We start from the raw sequence: 21,765 nt of genomic DNA on the forward strand, positions 1-21,765 counted from the left end.
TCGGCTTGTGTTCTGGAATGGAGACGGCTGAGCGCGGTTGGGGGTTGGGTTTTATTGGGTTAGTAGATGCCGGGGATGAGGCATTTGGTGGATTTGCTGTAGATCTCGTACTCGTGGCCAAAGGCGCGGCGGAGGGCTGACTCTTCTACGTGGATCCGGTAGAACAGCGCGGCGGTAGTGGGGACGAAGATAATCGCCAGGCCAAGCCAGTTACGGGTGTAGAGTCCGACGGCGGCGAAGATGAGAATGAGACCAGAGTAGGACGGATGGCGGACGAAGCGAAATACTCCGGTTTTGTGGATGGTTTGCGTGACGTGGATGGCGACGTTGGCGCTGAAGGAACGGCCGAGGGTGATGATGGCAGTCCAACGGATGGCGAGGCCCAGGATGAGAAGAGTGAGCGCAGTGAGTCGAACCCAGGGAGCACCGTGGTTGATGGTGTGGGAGTGGGTTTCGCCGTAGAACCTACCGAGGGTGATGGCGGCTAGGATAACGAACCAGAGGATGCGAAGAGAGCCTCGGTCTTGTATGTCGGCGCTGGGATTGCCGCGGCGGGTTCGCGTGATCACGAGGATGGCGACTTCGGAGAAGATCCAGGCGAGGTAGAGGATGCGAAAGAGAGCCGATACGTCCATTCGTGACCTCGTTCTGGTTTGTGAGGCGTGGTGGCACTTCGCGCGATTCTAGGGGAGCGGTGGGGTGATGCTTTCGACGATGACGCCTTCGGTTTCGAAGTGAGAGACGCGGTGGTCGGTGGTGTGGCCCATGTGGATCGCCTTCTTGAGAAGCGTGATGAGAGGGCGGGAGGTCTCGGGGAACCAGCGATCGGAGGATTGATCCCAGTCGACGGCGAGGTTGTAGGTGGCGTCGCACCTGGGGCAGGTGAGGGGCGTTTCGAGCCAGCGTTGGAAGGATCCGGTGGCGAGCTTGCGGACCGGGTCGGTGCCAGAGCGGATGGCTGCTATGCGGAGGTTCATTGGTGGGGATAGGGTAGCACTGGAGCTGGTCGTTGTTGCTGCGGAGTGACGAGAGCGATTGTGTTGGACCAGATGTTTGCGCTTGAGTAGGCTGTTCGGCAGGGTGAGAGACCGGAAGCGATGAACGACGAGGAAAGAGAGACGAACGAGTAACGCTCAGTGAGGAGCGGACAGAGTTGGCGTTGTTTCGGACGAGTTTGTCGCTGGACAGAACGACGCTGGCGTGGATTCGAACGACCTTGACGATGACGAGCTTTGGACTGGGCACGGTAACGTTCTTCCGGTCGATCCGATGCAGGCCAATACACCGGAGAATGTGCGCCTGCATGAGGGCGCGATTCGGTTTGGTGTGGCGCTGGTGCTGATTGGCGTGGTGGCGACGTTTTTGGTGGCGGCATCGCATCTGTCTGGGCTAAGAAAGCTGCGGGCGGGAGAGATACCGAGAGCAGCGAGATGGCCGTTGAGTATTTTGATCGCATTGCTTCTGGCTTTACTGGCGCTCTGGGGTATGTGGCTGACGTTTCACGGGTGAGTGCGCTTAGAGCTCGGAGAAGACGAGGCAGACGCGGCCTACGATGTAGTCGGCCGGGGTTTCGTGCGAGGCGAGGGGCAGGAGCTGAACGGGGAAGTCGCGGGAGTAGGGACGGAGGATGAGACGGCCCTCGTCGAAGTCCACGAAGCGGAGGAGGAGGGCGGCTCCGCAGCGGACGGCGTAGAGTGTGGGTTGGTGGGCGCGGTAGGGGGCGAGGGAGTTGTAGTGGCGGTCGAGGACAGCGATGGCTCCGGGGGATAGGAGCGGGTCCATGGCGGCGGATTGCTGGGTGTCGGCGCGAATGGCGAGGAAGCGCTGCCAGTGGGCGTGCTTGGTGGAGGGACGGGCTCGGTTGTCGTGAAGCCGAGAGGCGGATACCTGGACGGTTTCGATGATGGAGGCGGGGGGGATGCGCGCGTCGTCCATGGCGGCGGAGGGGGAGACGACGGGGATGGTTTCGATGGGATCGCTGTTTTCGGGGAGGGTTGGAGTGGAGGCTGCGTTGAGGTCGAGCGGGAGGATGTGTTCGATGGAGAGTTTTTGCGAGGCCAGGACGCGGTCGAGTCCTTCTAGAGAGAGGGCGCGTTTTCGGTTGAGGAAGTTGGAGATGTGGGCTTGCTGGAAGCCGGCCTGATGGGCGAGGCGGCTGCCGGTGAGGAGACCGCGGTCGATGCGTCGAAGGAGTTCAAGCCGAAGGAGTTCGTGAAGGTCTTGAAAGTTCATAATGGAGGGTAACCCTCGGCGAACCATATCATTGGGCAAGGCGAACATAAAGCGAAATATTCGCTTGACGCAATAAGTTTGTGCTCCAAACTACTGCTAACGAGGGATATACGAGACAGCATAGCCTGAGGAAAGATTGCGGTTGACAGTAATTTTGTCAAAAGCTATAACCTTGAGACTTTCCCAATGCGGAATCGAAGCGGTAAGGCGACCTAAAACCTCGAGCTGGGGTTTCAAGTGCCGGACTGCATTCGGAGACGTGTGAGGAGGAGACAGGGTGATTGATTTTTCCCAAGGTGTGACACCGAACTGAAGCAACGAGAAACGAATGTTGTCGTTTGTCCGACGGAGCCAAGAGAGCGAAGCGGCGAAGCGAACGGCGTTCCATAGCAACTTAGGCGAGCCCACTCGACCATTGTAAAAAATTGAGGCTCGTCCGGGGGAGAAGTACGCCTTGAAAGGGAACGAAGTGAACTACTTGCGCATGGATTTGAAGGTATGTGAAGGGTGCGGGGCGCTCTGGCTCCGTGCGGGCTCTGACGGTGTGTACTGCCGGGGATGTGCTGGGCGACTGGCAGAGTTTCCGGCTCCGCGAGGCAAACATGCTGGAGGCCGGAAGCGGCGGCGTGTGCGCGTTGCGGGATGCACTGCGGCGGCGGTGGGTGTTACTGGAGGTGCTCGATGAGTGCAGCTCTTGTGATTCTGCCGGCGGTGTGGGCTACGGCTTCGCCTTCTCGTAAGAAGACGCTGCCAGAGGTGGTGCAACAGACGAAGACGGCTCCGGAGCTGGCGTTCTACCGGAAGTATACGGAGGGAATGCTGCGACGGTATGTGAGGCTGTCGATGGAGGCGGGAAGAGCGCCATCGTTGCTGGGTCGCGAGATGTTTCGCGGGAAGGTGACGAGCTACCGAGTGCACAGCTTTGAAGATGTGGTGATCTTCGTGCATGACGTAGAGACGTGTCTCAAGAAGCTGAACGAGGGGCAACAACACTTGATCCGACGGATTGCGCTGCAGGAGTTTACGCAGGCAGAGACGGCTGGTCTGCTGGGGTTGAGCCTGAGGTCGGTGCATCGGCAGTATGCGGATGCGCTGGATGAGCTGACGGAGATCTTCCTGGAACGGAAACTTCTGGAGCCTGCGAAAGCTTGTCAAGAGGCTGGAACTGTCCTGTAACACCTAAACTATTGTTTCAATTGCTGTTATTTCTGTCTTGAAGTTGGCGTATGAGTTATGCGTCGCATGCTACTCTGGTAAGGTAATAAAAATTGAGACGGGAGAGCGCCCGGTGGCTGCTCTCCCGTTTGCTTTTGGGACAAGCTGGAGTTGTTTCGTGCCGATTTGGGAGTTGAGGAAAAAGTTGTCAATAGGCAGAAAGCGACTGTGAGGGTGTAAGTCGTTGTTTCGGTGGCGATTATTTGTGCTGGAAAGTTGGCGTATTAGTTATGGTCCAACTGCTATTCTGGAAAGGTAGTAAAGAATTGAAACGGGAGAGCGCCTGATGGCTGCTCTCCCGTTTGCTTTTGGGAGGAGACCAGGTGGAACGGAAGCGGGTGGCTGGAAGGTTTGTGCGAGAGGGGCTGGACGGGGACGGTGGCGTTCAGGGTGCGGGCAATAAGGATGCGGAAGCTGGCAGTAATGCTGCGAAGGGTCCGCGCCCAAGGTTCTGCAGAACGTTCACACGGGCTCGGGTGGCGGAAGCGTTGCCGGAGATTGTGGAACGGTTTGTAGAGGAGGCCAAGAAAGGGAGCATCGCGCATGCGAAGATGCTGGCCAATCTTGGAGGCCTCGACAAAGGCGAGATGCCAGAGGCGACGAAGCGGCGGGGAAAGAGCGTTGTGGGGCAGCTGCTGGAGAAGATGGCTCGCGAGCCGGAGGAGTAGGCGAGGCGAGTACCTGGGTGGTCAGGGGTTGTTCTGCGGTGGATTTGTAACTGATCTGGATAGGGCTGCAAATAATTTGTAACTGATCTTGATCGGATGAATCGATCGCGGGAAGGCGTGGTGGGGCGCGCCGTGGATGCGTCGGCTGAGAAAAAAGGCGGCCGCGTGTCTGCGGGCGGTGGTAGCGGTGTGATCGTTGGGCGGGCTTGAAAAAAATACAGGAGGTGCAATGGGACACTCGGAAGGGCTTCATCGGCGAAGTGCTGGGCTTGCTGGATGGTCGGAGCTTGCAGGCAGGCGGGATGGTTTGCGGGGCGCGGCGGGTCTCGAGATGCGGGCGATGGCGGTGGAGTTTCCGGTAGTGCATGGACATCCGAATCGGCTGCCGTTTGAAGGAGTATTGACGTTAGTGGATGTGGCGAGCGATAAGGCTCCGAGCGGTGCGAAGGGGCATCGAGTGGTGTTGACGCGTGCGGCGGCGGAGGCGGCGCTGCCAAGTCTGCTGGGGATGGCTGTCGACTACAAGGCGGGATGGGATGGACATGATGCGCGGCAGAAGTGCGGCATCATCACGTCCGCTGAGGTGGATGGACAGAGGCTGACGGTTGCGGGTTACTTGTTTGCGCGGGACTTTCCGGAGATGGAGGCGAAGATCCAGGGGAACGGGGCTGCATCGAACCTGATGGGGATGAGCTACGAATTGGCTGATGCGCATGTGGCGGATATGCGGGCGCAGGTGTGGACGCTGACTCGTGCGACGTTTACGGGGGCTGCGATTCTGCTGCGGGAGAAGGCAGCTTACCGGAGTACGAGCTTTCGTGTGAAGCGACCGACTGCGGGACGACGGGTCGCGGTGGCTCGGTAAAACCGTAAAAACAACTACGTGGTACGCGCACGGCGCGATCTGCCATCGAGGCTGACGCGCCTTCGGCGCCTAAACGAAATGAGGGAACGATGAGTTTTGTGAGTGTGATGGAGACGATCGGGAAGGGCTTTGCAAAGGGGCTGAAGTGGGCGGTAGAGTATGCGGTTCCGGTGGAGAAGCTGGTTGGGCTTCTGTTTCCGGTTGCGGCTCCGATCGCGAATGAAGTGGCTGATGCTACTTCGCTGATTCAGACGGCCGTGCTTCTGGTGGAGCAGAAGTATGCGGCATCAGGCGCGCAGAGCGGCACGGGTGCACAGAAGCTTTCGGAGGTTCTGCTGGTGACGGAGCAGTCGGTGACTGCGTTGCTGGCGAAGGCGGGCATCACTGCCGACAGCACCTATATCGCGAATGTAGTCTCTGCTGTGGTTGCGATTCTGAATGTGCAGAATGGTCAGGGCTCGGTAGCAGCCTAACGAGATTTCAGTGGGTGGACTGATTAACTGAAGAGAAAGGCGAAAGAGCATGGAGATGGAACTCGAGATGAAGGACGAGCTGGGAAGCACAGTGGAACGTCTGGCTGCGGCGGCTGGTTTGCTGGAGCAGGCGGTCGAAAGGCTGGCACAGCGGCAGAACGACTTTGCCGTGGATGCCGAGGCTTCGATTGGCCGGATCGTCGCAACTGTTGAGAGACAACGTGAGGCCGAGCTGGAAGAGAAGCTGGCTGCTGCGGAGGCTCAGATTGCCGAGCTGAAGGCCGCCGCTGCTTCTGTGCCTGCCGAGGTTACACATGGACGGAAGACGCTTCCTGTGTCCATGGCGAACCTGCTGGCGAAGCAGGGGGTGACGGTGGAGACGATGGAGGCCGGGGCTGTCGATGCAGCGCTGGTTAGTTTGAGCGTGGAACAGAGGATTGCGGTGAAGGCTCAGTTGATGAGGTCTGGTTTGCTCGGCTAACTGCTGGACGGTTGGTAGAAAGACGATCAACTGCAAATGTGTGCTGCGCGCACGGCGCGATCTGCCATCGGCCGACGCGCTTCGCGCCGGTTTATGGGGTTTATAGATGGCGCGGCTTTGGCTACGCCTTTTTGTTTTGAAAGGGAGAAAGATGAACGCGAAGTTTACCGATATTAATGGCGCTGCAGATTTCATTGGACCTGGCGCGATTGAAGTTCCGTTGTATCAGACAGAGATTCTGGACCTGGTTCAGCGCCGTGGGATCTTTGGACGCCGGATCAAGCAGGTTCCTGCAACCGGCCATCCTTCACGCTACTTTGAAGAGACTGCGATTCCGTCGCCTTCGGCTTCGGCCGGATTCGTCGATCCGCGCAACATTGTTGCGCCGCTGGTGAGCCCGACTCGCGTGGAGCGCAGTGTTCCACTGAAGGCGCTGGTTGCACAGATCAACTACAACCTGTTCGATATCGAGCTTGGCCAGCAGCAGAGCCAGTTTGCTTATCTTCAGGCGAAGGATCTTGCCGATACCGTTGATGGTGTTCTGCGTACGCATGACGTCGCACTCTGGAACGGCAGCGATACCAGCCTTAGCTCACCTACGACTGCACAGTATTTTGGCGCGGGTGCTCAGATTGCTGCAGGCGGCAACACAGTTTCAATCGGCACCAACCAGAGCATCGTCGATGGCTTCAAGTCGACCATTGCTCAGATGGTTTCGAACAGCTCGTTCGGCGTTCGTCCTACTGCGATCTATGCCAATCCTGTTCTGCTCGATCTGATCGATCGCGAGATGAAGGCCGAGTTCAACGTTGTGCTGAACACAAGGGAGATTTCGGCTGGCTTTACCGTCAAGACGCTTTCGACACAGGCCGGAGATATCCCGCTTATCCCTGAGTGGACGCTGAGTTATACCGGTACTCCCGGTTCTGGTTCGGCTGTACTTCCGGCTTACATCGTGACCGAAGACCTGATCGAGTACCACTGGTTGAGTGATCCGAATCCTCGCATCTTTCAACTCGGCGTCCCGGGCTCTCTGGCTTCGCAGTATGTGGTCGTGAAGTTTGGCGGCGTGGTTGTGAAGGGCGCGAACTATGCACACTACCAGGTTCTGGTCGACCGCTAGAGCTTGGAGCGTCTTTCGTTTTGACTGGTGTGATAGATAACTGCGGGGACCGGTGCTATTTGTGCCGGTCCCTGTTGCTTTTTGAGAGAGGGATGCGATGGGCTATTTGTTGCCGACGGAGTATGTGCAGTATGGACTGACGGCAGAGACTACGGATGATTGGGTGACGATGGCTTCCGTTCTGATGGAGTCTTATTGCCGGCGGCCTAGTCTGCTGGTGACGCAGTATGTGGAGCGAATGCGGTTGACTGCCGGGGCGCAGACAGTGCGGCTGAGCTATCGCCCGTTGGCCGCGGCGGTGGGAGCTGCCTCGGCGTTGGTTGGCGTGAGGGCTCGGTTTGCGAGGCCGCGCAGAGGGGAGCTGCCTGATCCTTTTCGTGAGCAGATCGCGTGGGCGTTCAGTGTGCCGGGGAGTTGGAGTGCTCTGGACGTGACGACTGTGGATGTGAATGAGACGACGGCGGAGCTTACGTTTCCCAGGAATTTTCTAGGGATCGATTACAACGAGGTTGAGGTGACCTACACATCGGGGCTGGTGACGGTGCCCGATGCGGTGAAGGTGGCTTGCGTGCAGATTGTGAAGAATGCACAGGCGACGCCGGGGACAAATGTGAAACAGACCAAGATGGACACGATGTGGATGCAGTACTTCAGCGCGTCGCTGATCGACCCGCAAGTGCAGATGCTGCTGAAGCCGTATGTAGCGGAGAGGCTTGGGTGAGGCGATGGCAGAGTTCGGAGATGCATCGATAAGAGCGCAGCGGACGGCGGATGTGTTGTTGCGCTCCTGCGGAGGGCGGTCTATGTTTCTACGGATGCCGGCACCCGCGAGCTCGGGCGACACGACAGAGCAGTTGGGATTGGCGGTGCCGACGTTTCAGGATGTGTCGCTGGAGCCGGTCGTCTTTCGGAAGGCTCGGGCTACGATGACCGAGGGCAACGCCGCTAAAAGCGAGCTAGTGGTTTCGGCTACGGCTGTGAACGCGCTGGTGGGGTCAATGGGATATTCGGCTGCAAATGTTTTGTTTGCCACGGCGTTTGGAGTGCTGATCGACGACGTGCTGATGGAGATCGAGTCGGCTTCGGAGTCGGAAGTGGGTGGCGCGACCTACGTCTATCGGCTGGTATTACGGGCTCCGTTGGCGTTGATGGTTTAGTTGCGGCATACATGTCACTGGAAAGGTTACAGATAAATGCAGAATGCTAGAGATACGTTTTATGTCACGCTGCGGGACAGGCTGGCGGCGGTGAATCCGGCACGATCGATCGTGCTGCGAGGGGTGACCCGGCCTGGCGTGCTGGTGGAGGAGAACGAGCTGGCTTCTGCGACTGTGCCGGTGAACGCGTTTTGCCTGCACTGGACGGGGCTTGGCGTGGATGCGCAGGGGGCGCTCCCGCTGGCCACGATGACTTGCGAGATCAGCTATGCAACGGATGGGGACTCTGGCAACGGTGGAATGGATCGGGGCCGGTTGCTGTCGGCGATGGACGCGGAGCTGGTAGTAGCGGTGAGCGCTGCTCCACAAAGTGCGACGAAGATGAACTATGTAGGAGCGGCGGGTGGTTCGGGGTTGGCTCCGGTGGCGATGGGGACGAATGTGTTCTGGGGTGACGCTACGTTTGGGGCGGCCGTGGTGAACCGAGAGCGGCTGGAGCGGGTGGCTACAGTCGAGGTGTTTTGCTACCAGGAAGCGGGTGAGCTGTGAGTACTACTGTTACTGCGATTGGTCTGGTGGGGGCGGTGGCTCCGGTGACGCGGAGGGTGAGGGCTTACTTTGCTCCGGTGAATCGGACGGCGGGGGCACCGACCTTGTTCGATGCGGCGCAGCTGGGGACGTTTACGTTGAGTTCGCCGCCGGCGCCGTGGGTGGACCTGGGGTGGTGCTCCAAGTTTGTGCGGAAGAGCGCGACCAAGATCGGGGCGCTGACGACGGGGGCTCCGGCGGTGGTGCAGAGCCAAGTTGTGACCCAGGTGGAGGCTACGGTGCAGCTCGAATTTGAGAGCTGGGGGAAGCTTCAACTGGCGCTTGCGGCGGGGTCGCAGCAGATGAATCTATTGAAGACGGTGAATGGAGCGGCCGCAAATGGGAGTGGCGGAGTCGCTGCGACGGCTATTCCGCTGATGGCTGGATCGACAGCGACTTCTTTGAATGTTGGGGCGGCAGCGGCGGCGCAGTTTCAGGTTGGGGAGCTGGTGTCCGTCGATGAGGATTATGTGGCGCAGGTGGGGTTTGTGGGGAGCGGGGTCAGCGCGGCTTATGTGAGTTCGCCGGGGTCGGTGGCGAATGACATCAACTACATTCGACGGGTTTCATTGAACGTGGGGCGGGTGGTGTCGATTGCCAACGGAGTGCTGCAGCTGGGCGCGCCGCTGCTGGCAGGAGCAGCGCCTTCGGGGATGCAGGTGAGCCCGGTGGTGGGGTTTGTCGATCGGGAGGGCGGTGGCTTTTTTCAGGAGTGGTCGGGGCTCTTCGTAATGGGTGGGGAGCAGGGAGACCGGATGATCTACCACTATCCACGGTTGCAGGCGATGCAGGGCTCGGCGGAGATCGTGGAGCCACTGGCGGGTCCGCTTGAGAAGGTAAAGCTGGCGGGGGGATTTCGCGCCTTGCCGGTGAAAGATGCTAACGACGGCGAGATGGTTCTGTGTTTCCGCAGTTATCTGCCGGGGGCGATGCGGGCCATTTAGCAAATCAACACTGAGCCTTTGATGGGTGGAAGCGAATGCAACGCGAGGACGACTCGCGTCGATGAGTTGTGCCCGGACGGACCGTGCCCGCGGCGAACGAGAGTGAACAGGAACGAGGAGAACAACGATGCATTGGAAGCCTAAGGGATGGACGCTGATCGGGATGCTGCTGCTGGCAGTTCCCGGGGCGATGACAGTGATGAAGGTGGCGGCGGCCGCGCAGGCGACGACACCGAGCACAATTGCTACGACGCAGGTTACAGATACGATCTACCGCGGAGACGGTACGCTGGCAAATGGAAGCGTGATTGTGAGCTGGCAGGCTTTCACCGCAGCGAGCGGACAGGCTGTGCCGAGCGGCACCACTTCGGCCACGATCACGAATGGAGCTCTAAGCCTCGCTCTGGTTCCTAATGCGGGATCGACGCCGATTGGGACCTACTATACGGCTGTGTATCACCTGGATGACGGGAGCGTCAGCCGGGAGTTCTGGGTGATTCCGGTGAGCCAGGCTCCGGTACAGGTGAGCACGATCAAGAGCACGGTGCTTCCTACCTCGGTGGCGATGCAGACGGTGAGCAAGAACTACGTGGACACCGCGATTGCAGCCGCGGTGACGGGACATCCGCTAGATAGCTCTAATCCTTTTGTTGAGAAGGCTGGGGATACGATGACTGGGCCGCTGGTGCTTCCGGGCGACCCGACGGCCACGACTCAGGCGGCGGATAAGCACTATGTCGATGTGAGTGTGGCTGGCGTTGCGGCTGGGTTGGGTCAGAAGGTTTCGACTCTGCCGTCGGCGACACAGGCGGTGGTGCAGCCGGTCGGGACTCAGCTTCAGGTGAACAATCTGAATGGCGATGAGTATGCGAGCCAATATGTAAACGGGCTGGGCGGGAACGGTATCACCAATGCGTTGACGAGTCCGGATTGTGCGAGCGGCTGCGACGTGAAGGTGGAGCACAGTTATCCGGTGGGCGAGAACTACTTCCCGAGCACATGGAACAGTGGAGCGGGAGGAACGCATGTAGAGGATGACAGGAATGGAGCGCGGCGCGATACCTATTTGAATCCGACCGGCTCTTCGGCTGGCGAAGCAGATGCCGGTCAGGTAATCGATGTGACCTCGACTCGAAGCTCGCAGGCTGAAGTTGCGGCCGGGGGATCGACGGATCCGAGTTCGTATGCGTTGTCGATCCGGCATCAGGGCCTGACGGGTGGGTCGAACCTGTTTCCGGAGGCTATCGGGAGTGTTCCTTACTTCAAGACTAACTACAATGCGATGAACGTTGCGGGTAGCTACAACACGATGGGACAGCACATCCTGGATGCGCAGACCATCGACTGCTATGGCGTGGGCGATTGTTTGATTGGATCTCAGTTTATCAACTCGTCGGGAGGATTTCGCGATGAGGCCGATGAGGGCGCACACCCGTTCGATATTCAGATCCAGGAAGATTTCAACGTATTCCAAGGAGTGTGCAGCGCCGGTTGTTCTCCGGGCTCGACGGTGGTGACGGCGGGTTCGGTGATGGCGGGGGGAACACAGGGTGAGGGGCGGTTTTTGATAGACAAGAACCCCGCGAAGACGATCTCGATCGGAGTGATAACGGGCGGAACGGGCCAGGTGAACAGCGGGCCGGGGCCCGGCGCGACTTTCAGTGGGACCAACTTTCCGGTTAGCGTGTTTCTTGCCACGGCTGTAACAATTCCCTCTCAGGCCAACAATGCGGCTCCAGGACCCGTGACGATTGCCATTGCAACGACTGGCCTGACCACGGGGTTCGCGACGAATACGGCTGCAGTTGCAAGTCCGAATGGAGTTGCCTGCCTTACAGACTCGCCCGCAAACGGTGGGCCTACTAACTACGAGATGGCGAACTACTCGGTGGTGGATGGAACGCACCTGAAGTTGACGCTAAACAAACCGCATCAGGCGGGAGCGACGATTGCTTTTGGTGGATTGTGCGGCTATGGGCTGGAGCAGACGGTGGATACGGTGGGTGCGATCCGGCAGGTGTTTCCTGTGATCGGGTCTTACTCGACGACTGGTCTTTACTATGCAGGCGGACTGACTTCGCTTGTAGCTGGTCAGGGGACCGGCAGCGGCTATCTGAATGTGACGATGCAGATTGCGGCGATTGCCCGGAACAATGGGGTGGTTACGGTGACGACGGCAGGCTCGTTGCCGGTGGATGTGAATGGGTTGAGCATGAACATCTCCGGCGTGGCGGACCAGAGCTATAACGGCAATTTTGTGGTGACCACAACTGGACCGAACGCACTGACGTTCGCCCAGGCGGGCGCGAATAGCACGAGCACGGGTGGTAACGTGTCGAAGCTAACGGGGGGTTATGTTTTGTATCCCATGGCAGAGGTGCTGGGGGTCTTCGACACTGCGACGAAGAGTGTGGATGGGCAACTGACGCTGGCTCCGAACACTGTGTCGTGGGCTGTGAACGATGCGTTGGAAGAGCCACATTATTATCAACAGCGTGTTTCGGGCGACGTCGAATTTATTGGACAGACAACGCCTCGTCCTACACTGGCGCAGACTGCGGGGGTCGAATACGAGGGGAACGTTGGGCCGGGACTCAGCGGGTGGACCGTCACCAATGCTGTGCCTGCGTCGAGTTACCTGGGCAATGGAGGAACTCATACGGTGCCGGGCTTTGCTTACGTAGCGCAGGGGATCTGGCAGCGAACGATGGATGTGCAGGCTGGTGAGCAGAGTGTGTTCTCGGTTCACTGCAACTCGCATGGATGTGGACGGTGGAACTCCGGCTACGACTTGTTTGATCTCGACAGCAACGTTGGCGTGGACTCGATGTCTTTCCAGCCAACGACTAGCACGCTGCAGATGAACCTGCGTGGTTCAAGCTATCAGTTCAGCCCGCAGGCGTTTACCGCGGGGACGATCAATGCGGGGACAGTGAATGCAACGACGTTGAATGGTGCGGTGGGCGCGGCACAGCTTCCGTTGTTTGGAGCCTCGGGTACGAGCCACTCTCGCGGTGCGGTTCCTGATCCGGGCACAACGGCAGGTACGACACGGTATCTGCGGGAGGATGGGACCTGGTCAGTGCCGGCGGGGACGGGCGGCTCGGGCGGACAGTCGGTTGGAGCGGGTTTGTCTGGTGGAGCTGCACCGATTCCGGGGGCGACGGCGGACTACAACTTCCTTGAAGGTACAGGGACAGTTGTTACCGACAACAGTGGCAATGGCAATAACGGCACGCTCGGCGCGGGTGCATTGTCTCCTGCATGGACTACTGCGGGTCTGAGCTTCAGCGGGCAGGAGCAGGTGGCTTTGCCGCCGGCGCTGAACAGCTCGGAGACCTTCTTTATGGGGGTTTATCTGCAGCCTATTACTACCTCCATTCCGGGCAACTCTTTCCCGATGCTGGTGGGCTCGAGCCTCGGCGGCAATGGTCTGAACCTGCTGTATGACTACGAGAATAACGGCACCCTCTCGCAGGATACGTATATTCTCGCACCTACGATCTATGGCAGTAATGCAGTGTTTACTGGGGTTCAGAATCTGGTGTCGGGATTCCACGTACTGACTTATGTGCTGGGAACTCCGGGAAGGACAGCGGATCAGATCTATATCGACGGAGTGCAGTCCACTTCGTATGATCCTAGATATCATTTCAACGCTGCTGGACTTCAGACCTCGGGAAACCTGTTTCTGGGGTCGAGCAATACGGGGATTTTTGGAAGTTCGGGGTTGAACGGCACCTTCTATCGAATGGTGACGATGCCTACGAATACGCTGACGGCCGCGCAGGTGCAACAGATAAGCAACCAGATAAGGAACGATGTTGCGAGCCGAGGCGTGAACACGTCGCCGGCGAAGATCAAGCAGGGAACTCCAACGCTGCACTGCATCGGCGACTCGATTACGGCAGGGCTGGGTACAACGAATCCCTACTGCTCGCTTTTGAGTCTCAGCAATCAGCCTGCGTACTCGATCGATAACTGGGGAATTGTTGGTGTCAGCTTGCAGGCGATCGATGCGTCGGAGAACAATCGGGTCGGCCAGCTTTGCGAGTCGAGTCGGGGACCGAGTGTTGCGCTGGTGTTTCTTGGCACCAATGACTTCCTGAACCCGGTGCAGACGCCTACTGGGGTGATTCCAAGCCTGGCCGGCGAGGTACAGACGCTGAAGGGCGCAGGGTGTCGGGTGTTTGTCGGTACGATGCTTTCGCGATCGGGCAATGACGGGGCAGGTGGCTCCTATGATGCAGATAAGGACGCGTATGACTCGCTGATTCTAACGGGAGCGAAGGCGTTCGGAGCCGATGGTGTGGTGGACTTCGCGGCCAATCCGCTGCTGGGTGCAGATGGTGCGACAAGCAATTCGACGTACTTCCAGGGGGATGCAATTCATCCGACGCAGGCCGGTCAGCAATTGCTCGCAAATGCTGCCAGCAATGCGCTGAACTACTACTTCGGATACAACCAGATGAATCCGCATGTGGTGAGCGCGGGCAGTTACACGATGCAGGCCGGAGACGGATACATTACGGCGAGCCCTACAGCGAACCAGACGCTGACGCTGCCGGATTGTACGGGCCAGAGCGGCGCGGTGTACACGGTGACGAACCTGCAGTCTGCTTTCACGGTGGGTGTGATTGCGGGCAGCTCTGCGCAGCTGATCAATGGACTTGCGGCGAGCACGGTGGTGCCGGTGCCGGCGAACGGGTCGTTGACGCTGCGGGATGTTCCGAATCCGAAGACGGTTTCGGGATGTCATTGGGAGATGTAGTTGGTTGCAAGATGGCGCGGCCTCGTTGGGTGACGGGGCTGCGCCTTCAGTTTTTCTGGATGAGGTTTGTGGAATGGGTGATGCTCAGCGGGATGTCGAGGAGCTACTGAAGCTGGGCAAGTGGATGGATGCGAAGCCAGCGGGTTTGGTGAAGGTAGCTGCGGGTTGGTTGAAGGTTCGGGACCGCGAGGGTGTAGAGCGGCCGTTGCGGGCCAATGCAGTGCAGAGGGCGTTTGAACGCGAATGCGGACGACAGAATATCGTTCTGAAGGCCAGACAGATGGGAATTACGACCTGGGTGGCGGGACGATTTTTTTTGAAGACTATTACGGCTCGCGGTGTGATGACGGTGCAGGTGGCACAAACGAGAGAGGCGGCGGAGGGGATCTTTCGGATGGTGCAGCGGTTCTGGGAGTGTCTTCCGGAGGAGATGCGGGAGGGTGTGTTGCGGCGGAGCAAGGCGAATGCGGGGCAGATGTGCTTTCCGGCTTTGGATAGTGAGTTTCGTGTCGTGAGTGCTGGAGACGAAAATGCTGGTCGTGGGTTGACGATACAGTATCTGCACTGCAGCGAGGTGAGCCGTTGGCCGGGAGATGCGGGAGCTACGCTGGCTGGGCTTCGGGCGGCGCTTGCTCCTGGGGGCGAGATGGTGATGGAGTCTACGCCGAATGGAGCTTATGGATGCTTCTACGAGGAGTGGGGGCGGGCGCTGGAGTTGGGAGATGGGACGCATTCGGGTAGTCATCGGGATGGCGGCGTGGTGCGGCACTTCTTTCCGTGGTGGATGGAGGAGGCTTATGTGGCGGCGCCTGTGGATGCGCTGCGGGAGGATGAGCTTCGACTGGTGATGGCACATGGTTTGACGGCGCGACAGATGGGGTTTCGCAGGGGGCTGGAGGCTAGTTATCGGGGGCTGCGGTCGCAGGAGTTTGCGGAGGATGCGGAGAGCTGCTTCAAGGCTACGGGCGAGTGCTGCTTTGAGGTGGAGGCTGTCGAGGGACGGCTGGCTTCGGTTGGGGAACCTTTGGAGGTGCGGCGGGGTGGAGCGTTACAGGTTTGGCTGCCTCCGATTGCGGGGAAGGAATATGTGGTGGCGGTGGATACTGCCGGGGGTGGGGCAGATGGGGACTTCGCGGCGGTGCAGGTGATCGAGAGGGAGTCCGGGCTGCAGTGCGCGGAGTTGCAGCAGAGGCTGGGGACGCTGGAGTTGGCGAGGGTTTCGGCGGAGCTGGCGAGGGAGTATGGCGGAGCGGTGATTGCGGTGGAGAGGAATAATCATGGAGCTGGTGTGCTTGCTTATCTGGATAGCGTGGAGCGGTATGCGCGTGTGTATGAGCAGGGCGGCGTTGCGGGTTGGTTGACTACGGCGGGATCGAAGCCTGGGATGGTGAGCCGGATGGGAGCTTTGCTGGTGGAGTCGCCTGGGATGTTCTTTAGTAAGCGGCTGCTGGGGGAGTGTCGGACGTTTGTTGCTATGGCTGGGGGGAGAACTGGGGCGGTGAATGGGGCTCATGATGATTGCTTGATGGCTATGGCAATTGGGCAGGTGGTTCGGGCGGAGTTATTGGGGAAGAGATGATGTCCTACCGGACGGCCCACTGCGCGTGGGGCGGCCACTTCGTGGCTTGTGTACCTTGTTTCGGTGAGTGATCGGTTGTGGGCCTCGCGTTGCTCGGCGCTGGCTGATTCCGGCCATCGGCCGGACCGAAGATGATCGGAGCGCCAAGACCGGCATACGCGTTACGAAGTGACCGCCCTCCGCGCAGGAGGCCCGTCCGGCAGGACACGGGTTATTCTGTTGCTGGGGTGTTCGGCTTGGCGGTGTTGGCGGTACAGGCGATTAGAAGGATGCGGGGCGGGGCACAGAGCCAGCTGATGCTGGGAGCTGATGGCAAGCTTTGGGTGGTGAAGTTTCAGAATAACCCGCAGGATGTGCGGGTGCTGGCGAATGAGCTGATCGCAACACGACTGGCAGCAGCAGTAGGGCTGACGGTGCCGAAGAGCGATGTGGTCGAGGTTACCGAGTGGCTGGTGGCGAATACGCTGGATATGTTCGTCGAGATGCCGAAGGGGCAACGAGAGCGATATACGGCAGGGTTGCAGTTTGGGTCGCAGTTTGTGGGTGGGTTGATGCCTGGGCAGGTGGTGGACTATCTGCCGGAGCAGCAGCTGGACGAGGTGAGGAACCTGGCGGAGTTCGCGGGAATGTTGTGCATCGATAAGTGGGCGGGGAACTGTAACGGGCGCCAGGCGGTGTTTGAGAGGAAGCCTCGGGAGAGGAAGTACCGGGCGACGTTTATCGATCAGGGGTTTTGTTTCAACGCGGGAGAGTGGACGTTTCCTGATTCGCCGTTGCGCGGGGTTTACCAAAGGAACCAGGTGTATGCCCGCGTGACCGGGTGGGAGAGCTTCGAACCCTGGCTGAGCCGGGTGGAGGCGATGGAGGCGGGGACGCTTTGGGAGATCGCAGAGGCGGTGCCCCCGGAGTGGTATGGCGGGGATACGGATGTGATTGAGCGGCTGATGGAGCAGATGTTGAGGCGGAGGCTGCGAGTGAGGGAGTTGATCGGGGAGTTTCGGGATTCGAACAGGGAGCCATTCCCGATGTGGGCGTCGGGGAAGAAAATTGTGGTGCCGCGGCAGTTTGCTGAGATCAGTGGAGTGGGAAAATTTGTAATGTAGGGGTTGGTTGTTGTGGCGGAATTGGAGGTCGATGGCTGAGCGGGTCCAATGCGAGTTCTTCTTGATCCGGTATGTTCCGGATGTGGTGAAGGGCGAGTTCGCGAATATCGGCGTGCTGCTGCGGGAGGCAGGACGCGACGATAGCGCGGTGGTGCGCTTTACGCGGGACTGGGCTCGAGTGAAGTGCATGGATGCGGACGCGGATATCGGTTTGCTGGAGGCGCTGGAGGGGGAGATTGGAGCGCGGTTGCGGAGGATGGGTAAAGACGCTCCGGGAATCAAGCCGGTGATGGAGATCCTTGAGGATACGCTGGCGAACTCAGTGCAGATGACCGAGGTGCGGGCTTGCCTGGCGGAGAGCCTGCCGGCGGAGATCGAGCAGTTGATGAAGATGTACGTTGAGCCGTTGAAGGTGAAGACGGAGAGGAAGCGGACGGGACGGGCGGCCATCGCGGGGGCGATGCGGACGGAGTTCGAACGGGCTGGGGTGTGGGGGCTGATGCGGAAGAGGATTGCGGCTTCGCTTTATACGCGGGCAGGCGATCCGATGAAGATCGATTGTGGGTATAGGCCGAACGGGGTGATTCGAATGTTTCAGGCGGTGTCGCTGGAGGGTGATGTGGAGGCGGCAAAGGGGTTGGCCTATTCTGCTCCGCAGTTGGTTGAGGGCGTGCGAAGGGTCGAGGGGGCGAAGCTGGAGTTGACTGCTATCGTAGAACCGTTGCGGGCTGTGTCGGACACCGAGGATGAGGCGATGGAGCGTTATCGTTTTGGCGTAGAGGCGATGGAGAGACAGGAGATTCGAGTGGTGACGTTGAACGATCTGGCCCGGGTGGCGGAGACCGCGAGGGTGGAGTTGAGGGTTTGAGAGGTTAGTTCCGGCTGGAAGATATCGGCCAACATGGTTTTGATTTCAAACGGTAGGCATGGCCCAGGGGCTGTGCCTTTTTCTTTTGCAGCAGAGACGGAAAGAGAGAGGGTAGCGATGGGCGTTCGGACGATGGTCAAGGATGTTTGGCAAAGACTGGCTGGAGTTGAAGCTGCGGCTGGAGATGCGGGGATGGGCGAGAGGAAGACAGCGATGCTGCCCTCGATTTTGAGTCCCTACAGACCGGCAGGACGGCCGGGGCAAAACTCTTTGCCGAAGCCGACTGCGGCGAATCTACGGAAGTTTGCCGAGACGCCGGTGGTGCGGCGGGCGATCAACGTAGTGAAGGACAAGATCGCGAGCATGGACTGGCAGGTGAAGGTGCGGCGCGGATATTCAGGCGTGACTGTGGAGGACGCTGAGGCTCGCATGAAGGTTCTGCGGCAGTGTCTTGAAGAGCCGAATGCTTCGGACAGCTTTCGGGTGCTTTGGGAGCAGGTGCTGGAGGATCTGCTGGTGGGAGGATTCGGGGCGGTGGAGATGGAAGCTACCGGTGATCCCGAGAGGCCGTTTCATCTTTGGGCGGTGGATGGCGCGACGATCCAGATCGATACGAAGTGGGATGGCGATCCGAACAAGCCGCGCTATGCGCAGGCTACGGGACGGATGGGACAGGAGTCTCTGGTGGCTCTGCTCGACGATGAGCTGATGTATCTGAGGCTGAATCCTCGCACCTACACGCCGTTTGGTCTGGGGAGGCTGGAGGTTGCGTTTGAGACGGTGAACCAGTTTCTGAGCGCGAGCCGGTATGCGGGGAAGCTGGCCAGCAACTCGGTGGCGCAGTATGCGATCTGGTTGAACGACGCTACTCCAGAGGAGCACGACCGGTTGATTCGTTGGTGGCAGGACGAGATTGAAGGCACAGGCCGGGTTCCATTTTTGAGCTGCGAGCAGAAGCCGGAGGTGATCCAGTTTGCCGGCGGCACGGATGCTGATCTGCGGCTGCAGTGGCAGGAGACGCTGATTCGCATGATCGCCAATGCGTTCGATCTGCCACCGATGATGCTTGGGGTTGCAAGTGATGTTAACAAATCGACCGCTGGGGAGCTGGCGGACGAGGCCTTCCAGAGCGCGGTCATTCCGGTTGCAAAGCTGCTGGCTGAGCATATTACGCGGGACTTGTTCGCGAAGAAGCTGGGTTGGCGCGAGTTCGAGTTCTGCTTCAACGACCTGGATAGCAGGGACGAGATGCAGGAGCTACAGATACAGACGACGCTGCTGCAAGCCGGCGTGTTGACCGTGGATGAAGTACGTGCGATGCGGGGGTTAGGCCCGATAGAGGCGGCGGTGACACAGTGAAGCTGACGATCGACAATCTGGATGGTGCGGGTGCAGTGGACTATAGCGCTGCTCTTTGTGGGAGCGGACCGGTAAAGATTGCACGCACGCTAAACGCTCCGTCGATATGCAGCGGCATGCTGGATGTGAGTGACGCTGGCCTGACGGTACCGGTGAGGCGGGGGCGCGTTGTGGTTACGGCAGCAAAGGGGGCGGTCCTTTTCACCGGCTACATTGCGACTGACCCGGAGGCGGTGTATGCGGGTGTGGGGCTCATGGGCTCGGTTTACCGATATGCCTTTAGCGCGGTGAGCGATGAGTGGCTGCTGGATAAGCAGTCCGTTCCGCTAAGCGGAGCGGGGCTGGCGCAAAGTGGGGGACAGATGCTGACGACTCTTACGAACCGCGTAGATGCCGGATTGTTTACCACAACTGGCGTGATGAACGGGCTGTCGGTTGGAGTCTTTGAACCTTCGCAGACGGAGAGCTGGTCTGCGAATGCGGGCGGCGTTGCGAGTGCAACGTATGCGGCATATCGGGTGTTGGATGGCGCGATTGGACTGCAGCCGGCGGGGACGGTGACCCATGCGCTCAGCGACGGCGACGGTTCGCTTCAGGTGGCGGCGCTAAAGACCACAGCCGTGAAAGAACTCGCGAACGACGTTACGGTGAGCGGAGAGATGGAGCCGACCGCATACATTACCGAGACGTTTGCGGGCGATGGCACGACGACGGTGTTTCAACTTTCGGAGGATCCGTTTCGCCCGAAGAAGACAGCGAACTCCGCGCAGTTTCTTACCGATAGCTTCAACGAGGCGGTGCTGGATACGCAGATATGGCAGGTCACCGATCCGGGGTCGCATCTTGGTTTGGGCACGTCTGGGCTGACGATGACCGGCGGAAACGGCTTTGACGGGCAGACCACGTTGACTGCGATCGACCAGGTTGAGATGGGCGGTTCGCTGGTGATTGAAGCGGGAAAGCTGCAACTTGGAGGAGCAAGCGCTGGTGTGGTGTGCGGTTTGTACAAGGGAGCTACGCAGAGTGCCAACTGCTTTGTGGGTTACAACGTGCGACAGAGCGGCGGAAACACGGTAGCAGTTCCGTTTGTGAATGGAACCGAAGTTGGAACTGTGTTCTCCCTGTTGCAGGGGCACACGTACACGCTGCGTATTCGATTGCATTGCGTGGAGATGCAACGTGTGTTGCAGAGCTACTATGCGATGGTGGATGGTGTGGTGAAGTCGTTCGGCGGAGGACTGGTGACAGCGCCGATGTCTGTGGTGTTTGAACTGCAGGACCTGGGCGCGTCTTCGAACACTCCAGCCACGGTTCTCTATGACGGATCGGTGGTGACGTCGCCAGCAAGCTGCAGCTTTGTTGCGGTGAACAGTGTGCAGCTGATTGGGTCGATGGGTTATTGCAGGATCACTCAGGCGGGCTCTGGCTGGGTGGTCAGTACGTTGTCTAGCGGCGTGAAGATGACGCGCTTGATCGGGGTTGCCGGCGAGGGAGTCGACTGCAAGATATCTGCAGCAGGAAAGGTTACTTTTTTTGCGGGCAGAGTTCCTGTCGCAGGAGAACTTGTAACCGTCACGTATCGCGGGCGGCTGAGAGCTGTGGCACGGCTGGCAGATGCGGCAAGCGTTGCGGAGGAGGCTGCAGGGGGCATGCCGGGAACGGCACAGTGGCTGGGGAAGGTGGTAAAGCCAGCGGCGCGGAGTTCGATGGATTGTGAGGGTGCTGCGATGGCGGTGCTGAGTTTTTCAGCGAGTCGGGCAGCGGCTGTCTCGGGAACTTATGTAGCGGTGAATCCCCAGGACGTTTGGCCTGGAGACGTTCTCGCAGTCACGAGCGCCGGTCAGACGATGAGCGTCGTGGTGCGAAAGGTGGAGATCGCCGATGGAATGGGATGTCCCGAGATGCTCACCTATCGCATGTCGTTTGCTAACGATTGGGCCGAGGGACTGGGGCTAACGCTGTCCGAGGCGATCGCTGTAGATGCGCTGCTCCCACAGACGGCGTTGAGCTCGACGTTGCCGGCTGGTGGCAGCGTGCTGGCGAATCTGCAGCAGCTGCAGGTTGTCAGCGCGACAGGTACGGCGCTGCAGGTGGATTCAGGAACGGCTCCTCCAACCGGAGGCGGGTTCGAGGTGAGGCGGCGGGACGGTAATTTCGGGCCAGGGGTGGACCAGGACCTGGTGCTGAGGAGCCCGGTGCGGAGCTTTTCGATTCCTCGCGAGGGGCAGGTGGAGCACTACTACGTCAGGATGTTTGATGGATCGACGCCTCCGCTGTACTCGCGATTTTCGAGTGCGGTGTTTACAGATTTACCGGTAAGCGAGTAATGGGTGGAAGGA

At 59.4% G+C, this 21,765-nt stretch carries 22 protein-coding genes; 19 read left to right on the plus strand and 3 right to left on the minus strand.

Annotated features, from left to right (window positions below; genetic code table 11):
- Window positions 1–59: 59 nt before the first annotated feature.
- Together HDF12_RS01595 and HDF12_RS01600 are read right to left on the minus strand one after the other, a co-directional pair.
- The gene (locus HDF12_RS01595; RefSeq protein WP_179580704.1) at window positions 60–635 is read right to left on the minus strand and encodes a methyltransferase family protein; all 576 of its coding nucleotides are present in this window, start codon (window positions 633–635) and stop codon (window positions 60–62) included.
- Window positions 636–683: 48 nt separating this feature from the next.
- On the minus strand, window positions 684–977 hold the full coding sequence (locus HDF12_RS01600; protein WP_179580706.1) for a hypothetical protein: 294 nt from the start codon (window positions 975–977) through the stop codon (window positions 684–686).
- 239 nt (window positions 978–1,216) lie between these two features.
- Here HDF12_RS01600 and HDF12_RS22735 point away from each other — a divergent pair, with 239 nt between their 5' ends.
- The gene (locus tag HDF12_RS22735; protein WP_373563902.1) at window positions 1,217–1,342 is read left to right on the plus strand and encodes a hypothetical protein; all 126 of its coding nucleotides are present in this window, start codon (window positions 1,217–1,219) and stop codon (window positions 1,340–1,342) included.
- On the plus strand, window positions 1,294–1,509 hold the full coding sequence (locus HDF12_RS01610) for a hypothetical protein (protein ID WP_179580710.1): 216 nt from the start codon (window positions 1,294–1,296) through the stop codon (window positions 1,507–1,509). The genes HDF12_RS22735 and HDF12_RS01610 overlap by 49 nt, the downstream gene beginning before the upstream one ends.
- 6 nt (window positions 1,510–1,515) lie before the next feature.
- Here HDF12_RS01610 and HDF12_RS01615 read toward each other — a convergent pair whose 3' ends face one another.
- Window positions 1,516–2,232 (minus strand): hypothetical protein, encoded by a 717-nt coding sequence (locus tag HDF12_RS01615; protein WP_179580712.1) that lies wholly within the window; start codon window positions 2,230–2,232, stop codon window positions 1,516–1,518.
- A 500-nt stretch (window positions 2,233–2,732) separates the two neighbouring features.
- On the opposite strand from HDF12_RS01615, the gene HDF12_RS01620 reads away from it, so the two are divergent.
- The 17 genes from HDF12_RS01620 to HDF12_RS01700 all read left to right on the plus strand — a co-directional run bounded on the left by HDF12_RS01620 (window position 2,733) and on the right by HDF12_RS01700 (window position 21,753).
- Window positions 2,733–2,972, plus strand: coding sequence for a hypothetical protein (locus HDF12_RS01620; protein ID WP_179580714.1), 240 nt, complete (start codon window positions 2,733–2,735; stop codon window positions 2,970–2,972).
- Window positions 2,914–3,408 (plus strand): sigma factor-like helix-turn-helix DNA-binding protein, encoded by a 495-nt coding sequence (locus HDF12_RS01625; protein ID WP_179580716.1) that lies wholly within the window; start codon window positions 2,914–2,916, stop codon window positions 3,406–3,408. The genes HDF12_RS01620 and HDF12_RS01625 overlap by 59 nt, the downstream gene beginning before the upstream one ends.
- 362 nt (window positions 3,409–3,770) lie before the next feature.
- A complete protein-coding gene (locus tag HDF12_RS01630) occupies window positions 3,771–4,115 on the plus strand; it encodes a hypothetical protein (RefSeq protein ID WP_179580718.1) in 345 nt (114 codons plus the stop codon).
- A gap of 229 nt (window positions 4,116–4,344) precedes the next feature.
- Complete coding sequence (locus HDF12_RS01635) at window positions 4,345–4,980, plus strand: hypothetical protein (protein ID WP_246373699.1); 636 nt, start codon at window positions 4,345–4,347, stop codon at window positions 4,978–4,980.
- Window positions 4,981–5,069: 89 nt separating this feature from the next.
- Window positions 5,070–5,453, plus strand: a complete 384-nt coding sequence (locus HDF12_RS01640; RefSeq protein ID WP_179580720.1) for a hypothetical protein — start codon at window positions 5,070–5,072, stop codon at window positions 5,451–5,453.
- 49 nt (window positions 5,454–5,502) lie between these two features.
- Complete coding sequence (locus HDF12_RS01645; RefSeq protein ID WP_257025304.1) at window positions 5,503–5,934, plus strand: hypothetical protein; 432 nt, start codon at window positions 5,503–5,505, stop codon at window positions 5,932–5,934.
- A gap of 151 nt (window positions 5,935–6,085) precedes the next feature.
- Window positions 6,086–7,057, plus strand: coding sequence for a hypothetical protein (locus HDF12_RS01650; protein WP_179580722.1), 972 nt, complete (start codon window positions 6,086–6,088; stop codon window positions 7,055–7,057).
- Window positions 7,058–7,154: 97 nt separating this feature from the next.
- Window positions 7,155–7,778 carry a hypothetical protein gene (locus tag HDF12_RS01655; protein WP_179580723.1) on the plus strand — a complete coding sequence of 208 codons (624 nt, stop codon included), beginning with the start codon at window positions 7,155–7,157 and terminating at the stop codon, window positions 7,776–7,778.
- A 4-nt stretch (window positions 7,779–7,782) separates the two neighbouring features.
- Window positions 7,783–8,214: a hypothetical protein gene (locus HDF12_RS01660; RefSeq protein WP_179580725.1), complete on the plus strand. Its 432-nt coding sequence runs from the start codon at window positions 7,783–7,785 to the stop codon at window positions 8,212–8,214.
- Between the two features lie 36 nt (window positions 8,215–8,250).
- A complete protein-coding gene (locus HDF12_RS01665) occupies window positions 8,251–8,763 on the plus strand; it encodes a hypothetical protein (RefSeq protein ID WP_179580728.1) in 513 nt (170 codons plus the stop codon).
- The gene (locus HDF12_RS01670) at window positions 8,760–9,746 is read left to right on the plus strand and encodes a hypothetical protein (protein WP_373563829.1); all 987 of its coding nucleotides are present in this window, start codon (window positions 8,760–8,762) and stop codon (window positions 9,744–9,746) included. Before HDF12_RS01665 ends, HDF12_RS01670 begins: the two co-directional genes overlap by 4 nt.
- 127 nt (window positions 9,747–9,873) lie before the next feature.
- Window positions 9,874–14,517 (plus strand): SGNH/GDSL hydrolase family protein, encoded by a 4,644-nt coding sequence (locus tag HDF12_RS01675; protein ID WP_179580730.1) that lies wholly within the window; start codon window positions 9,874–9,876, stop codon window positions 14,515–14,517.
- Window positions 14,518–14,590: 73 nt separating this feature from the next.
- Window positions 14,591–16,096 (plus strand): terminase large subunit, encoded by a 1,506-nt coding sequence (locus HDF12_RS01680; protein ID WP_179580732.1) that lies wholly within the window; start codon window positions 14,591–14,593, stop codon window positions 16,094–16,096.
- Window positions 16,097–16,365: 269 nt separating this feature from the next.
- Window positions 16,366–17,199 (plus strand): HipA family kinase, encoded by an 834-nt coding sequence (locus HDF12_RS01685; protein ID WP_257025305.1) that lies wholly within the window; start codon window positions 16,366–16,368, stop codon window positions 17,197–17,199.
- A 31-nt stretch (window positions 17,200–17,230) separates the two neighbouring features.
- Window positions 17,231–18,067 (plus strand): DUF3037 domain-containing protein, encoded by an 837-nt coding sequence (locus HDF12_RS01690; RefSeq protein WP_179580734.1) that lies wholly within the window; start codon window positions 17,231–17,233, stop codon window positions 18,065–18,067.
- Between the two features lie 117 nt (window positions 18,068–18,184).
- Window positions 18,185–19,426, plus strand: coding sequence for a phage portal protein (locus tag HDF12_RS01695; RefSeq protein ID WP_179580736.1), 1,242 nt, complete (start codon window positions 18,185–18,187; stop codon window positions 19,424–19,426).
- Window positions 19,423–21,753 (plus strand): hypothetical protein, encoded by a 2,331-nt coding sequence (locus tag HDF12_RS01700; protein ID WP_179580738.1) that lies wholly within the window; start codon window positions 19,423–19,425, stop codon window positions 21,751–21,753. Before HDF12_RS01695 ends, HDF12_RS01700 begins: the two co-directional genes overlap by 4 nt.
- Window positions 21,754–21,765 lie beyond the last annotated feature (12 nt).

The sequence above is a fragment of the Tunturiibacter gelidiferens genome (assembly GCF_013410115.1).
GTDB lineage: Bacteria > Acidobacteriota > Terriglobia > Terriglobales > Acidobacteriaceae > Edaphobacter > Edaphobacter gelidiferens.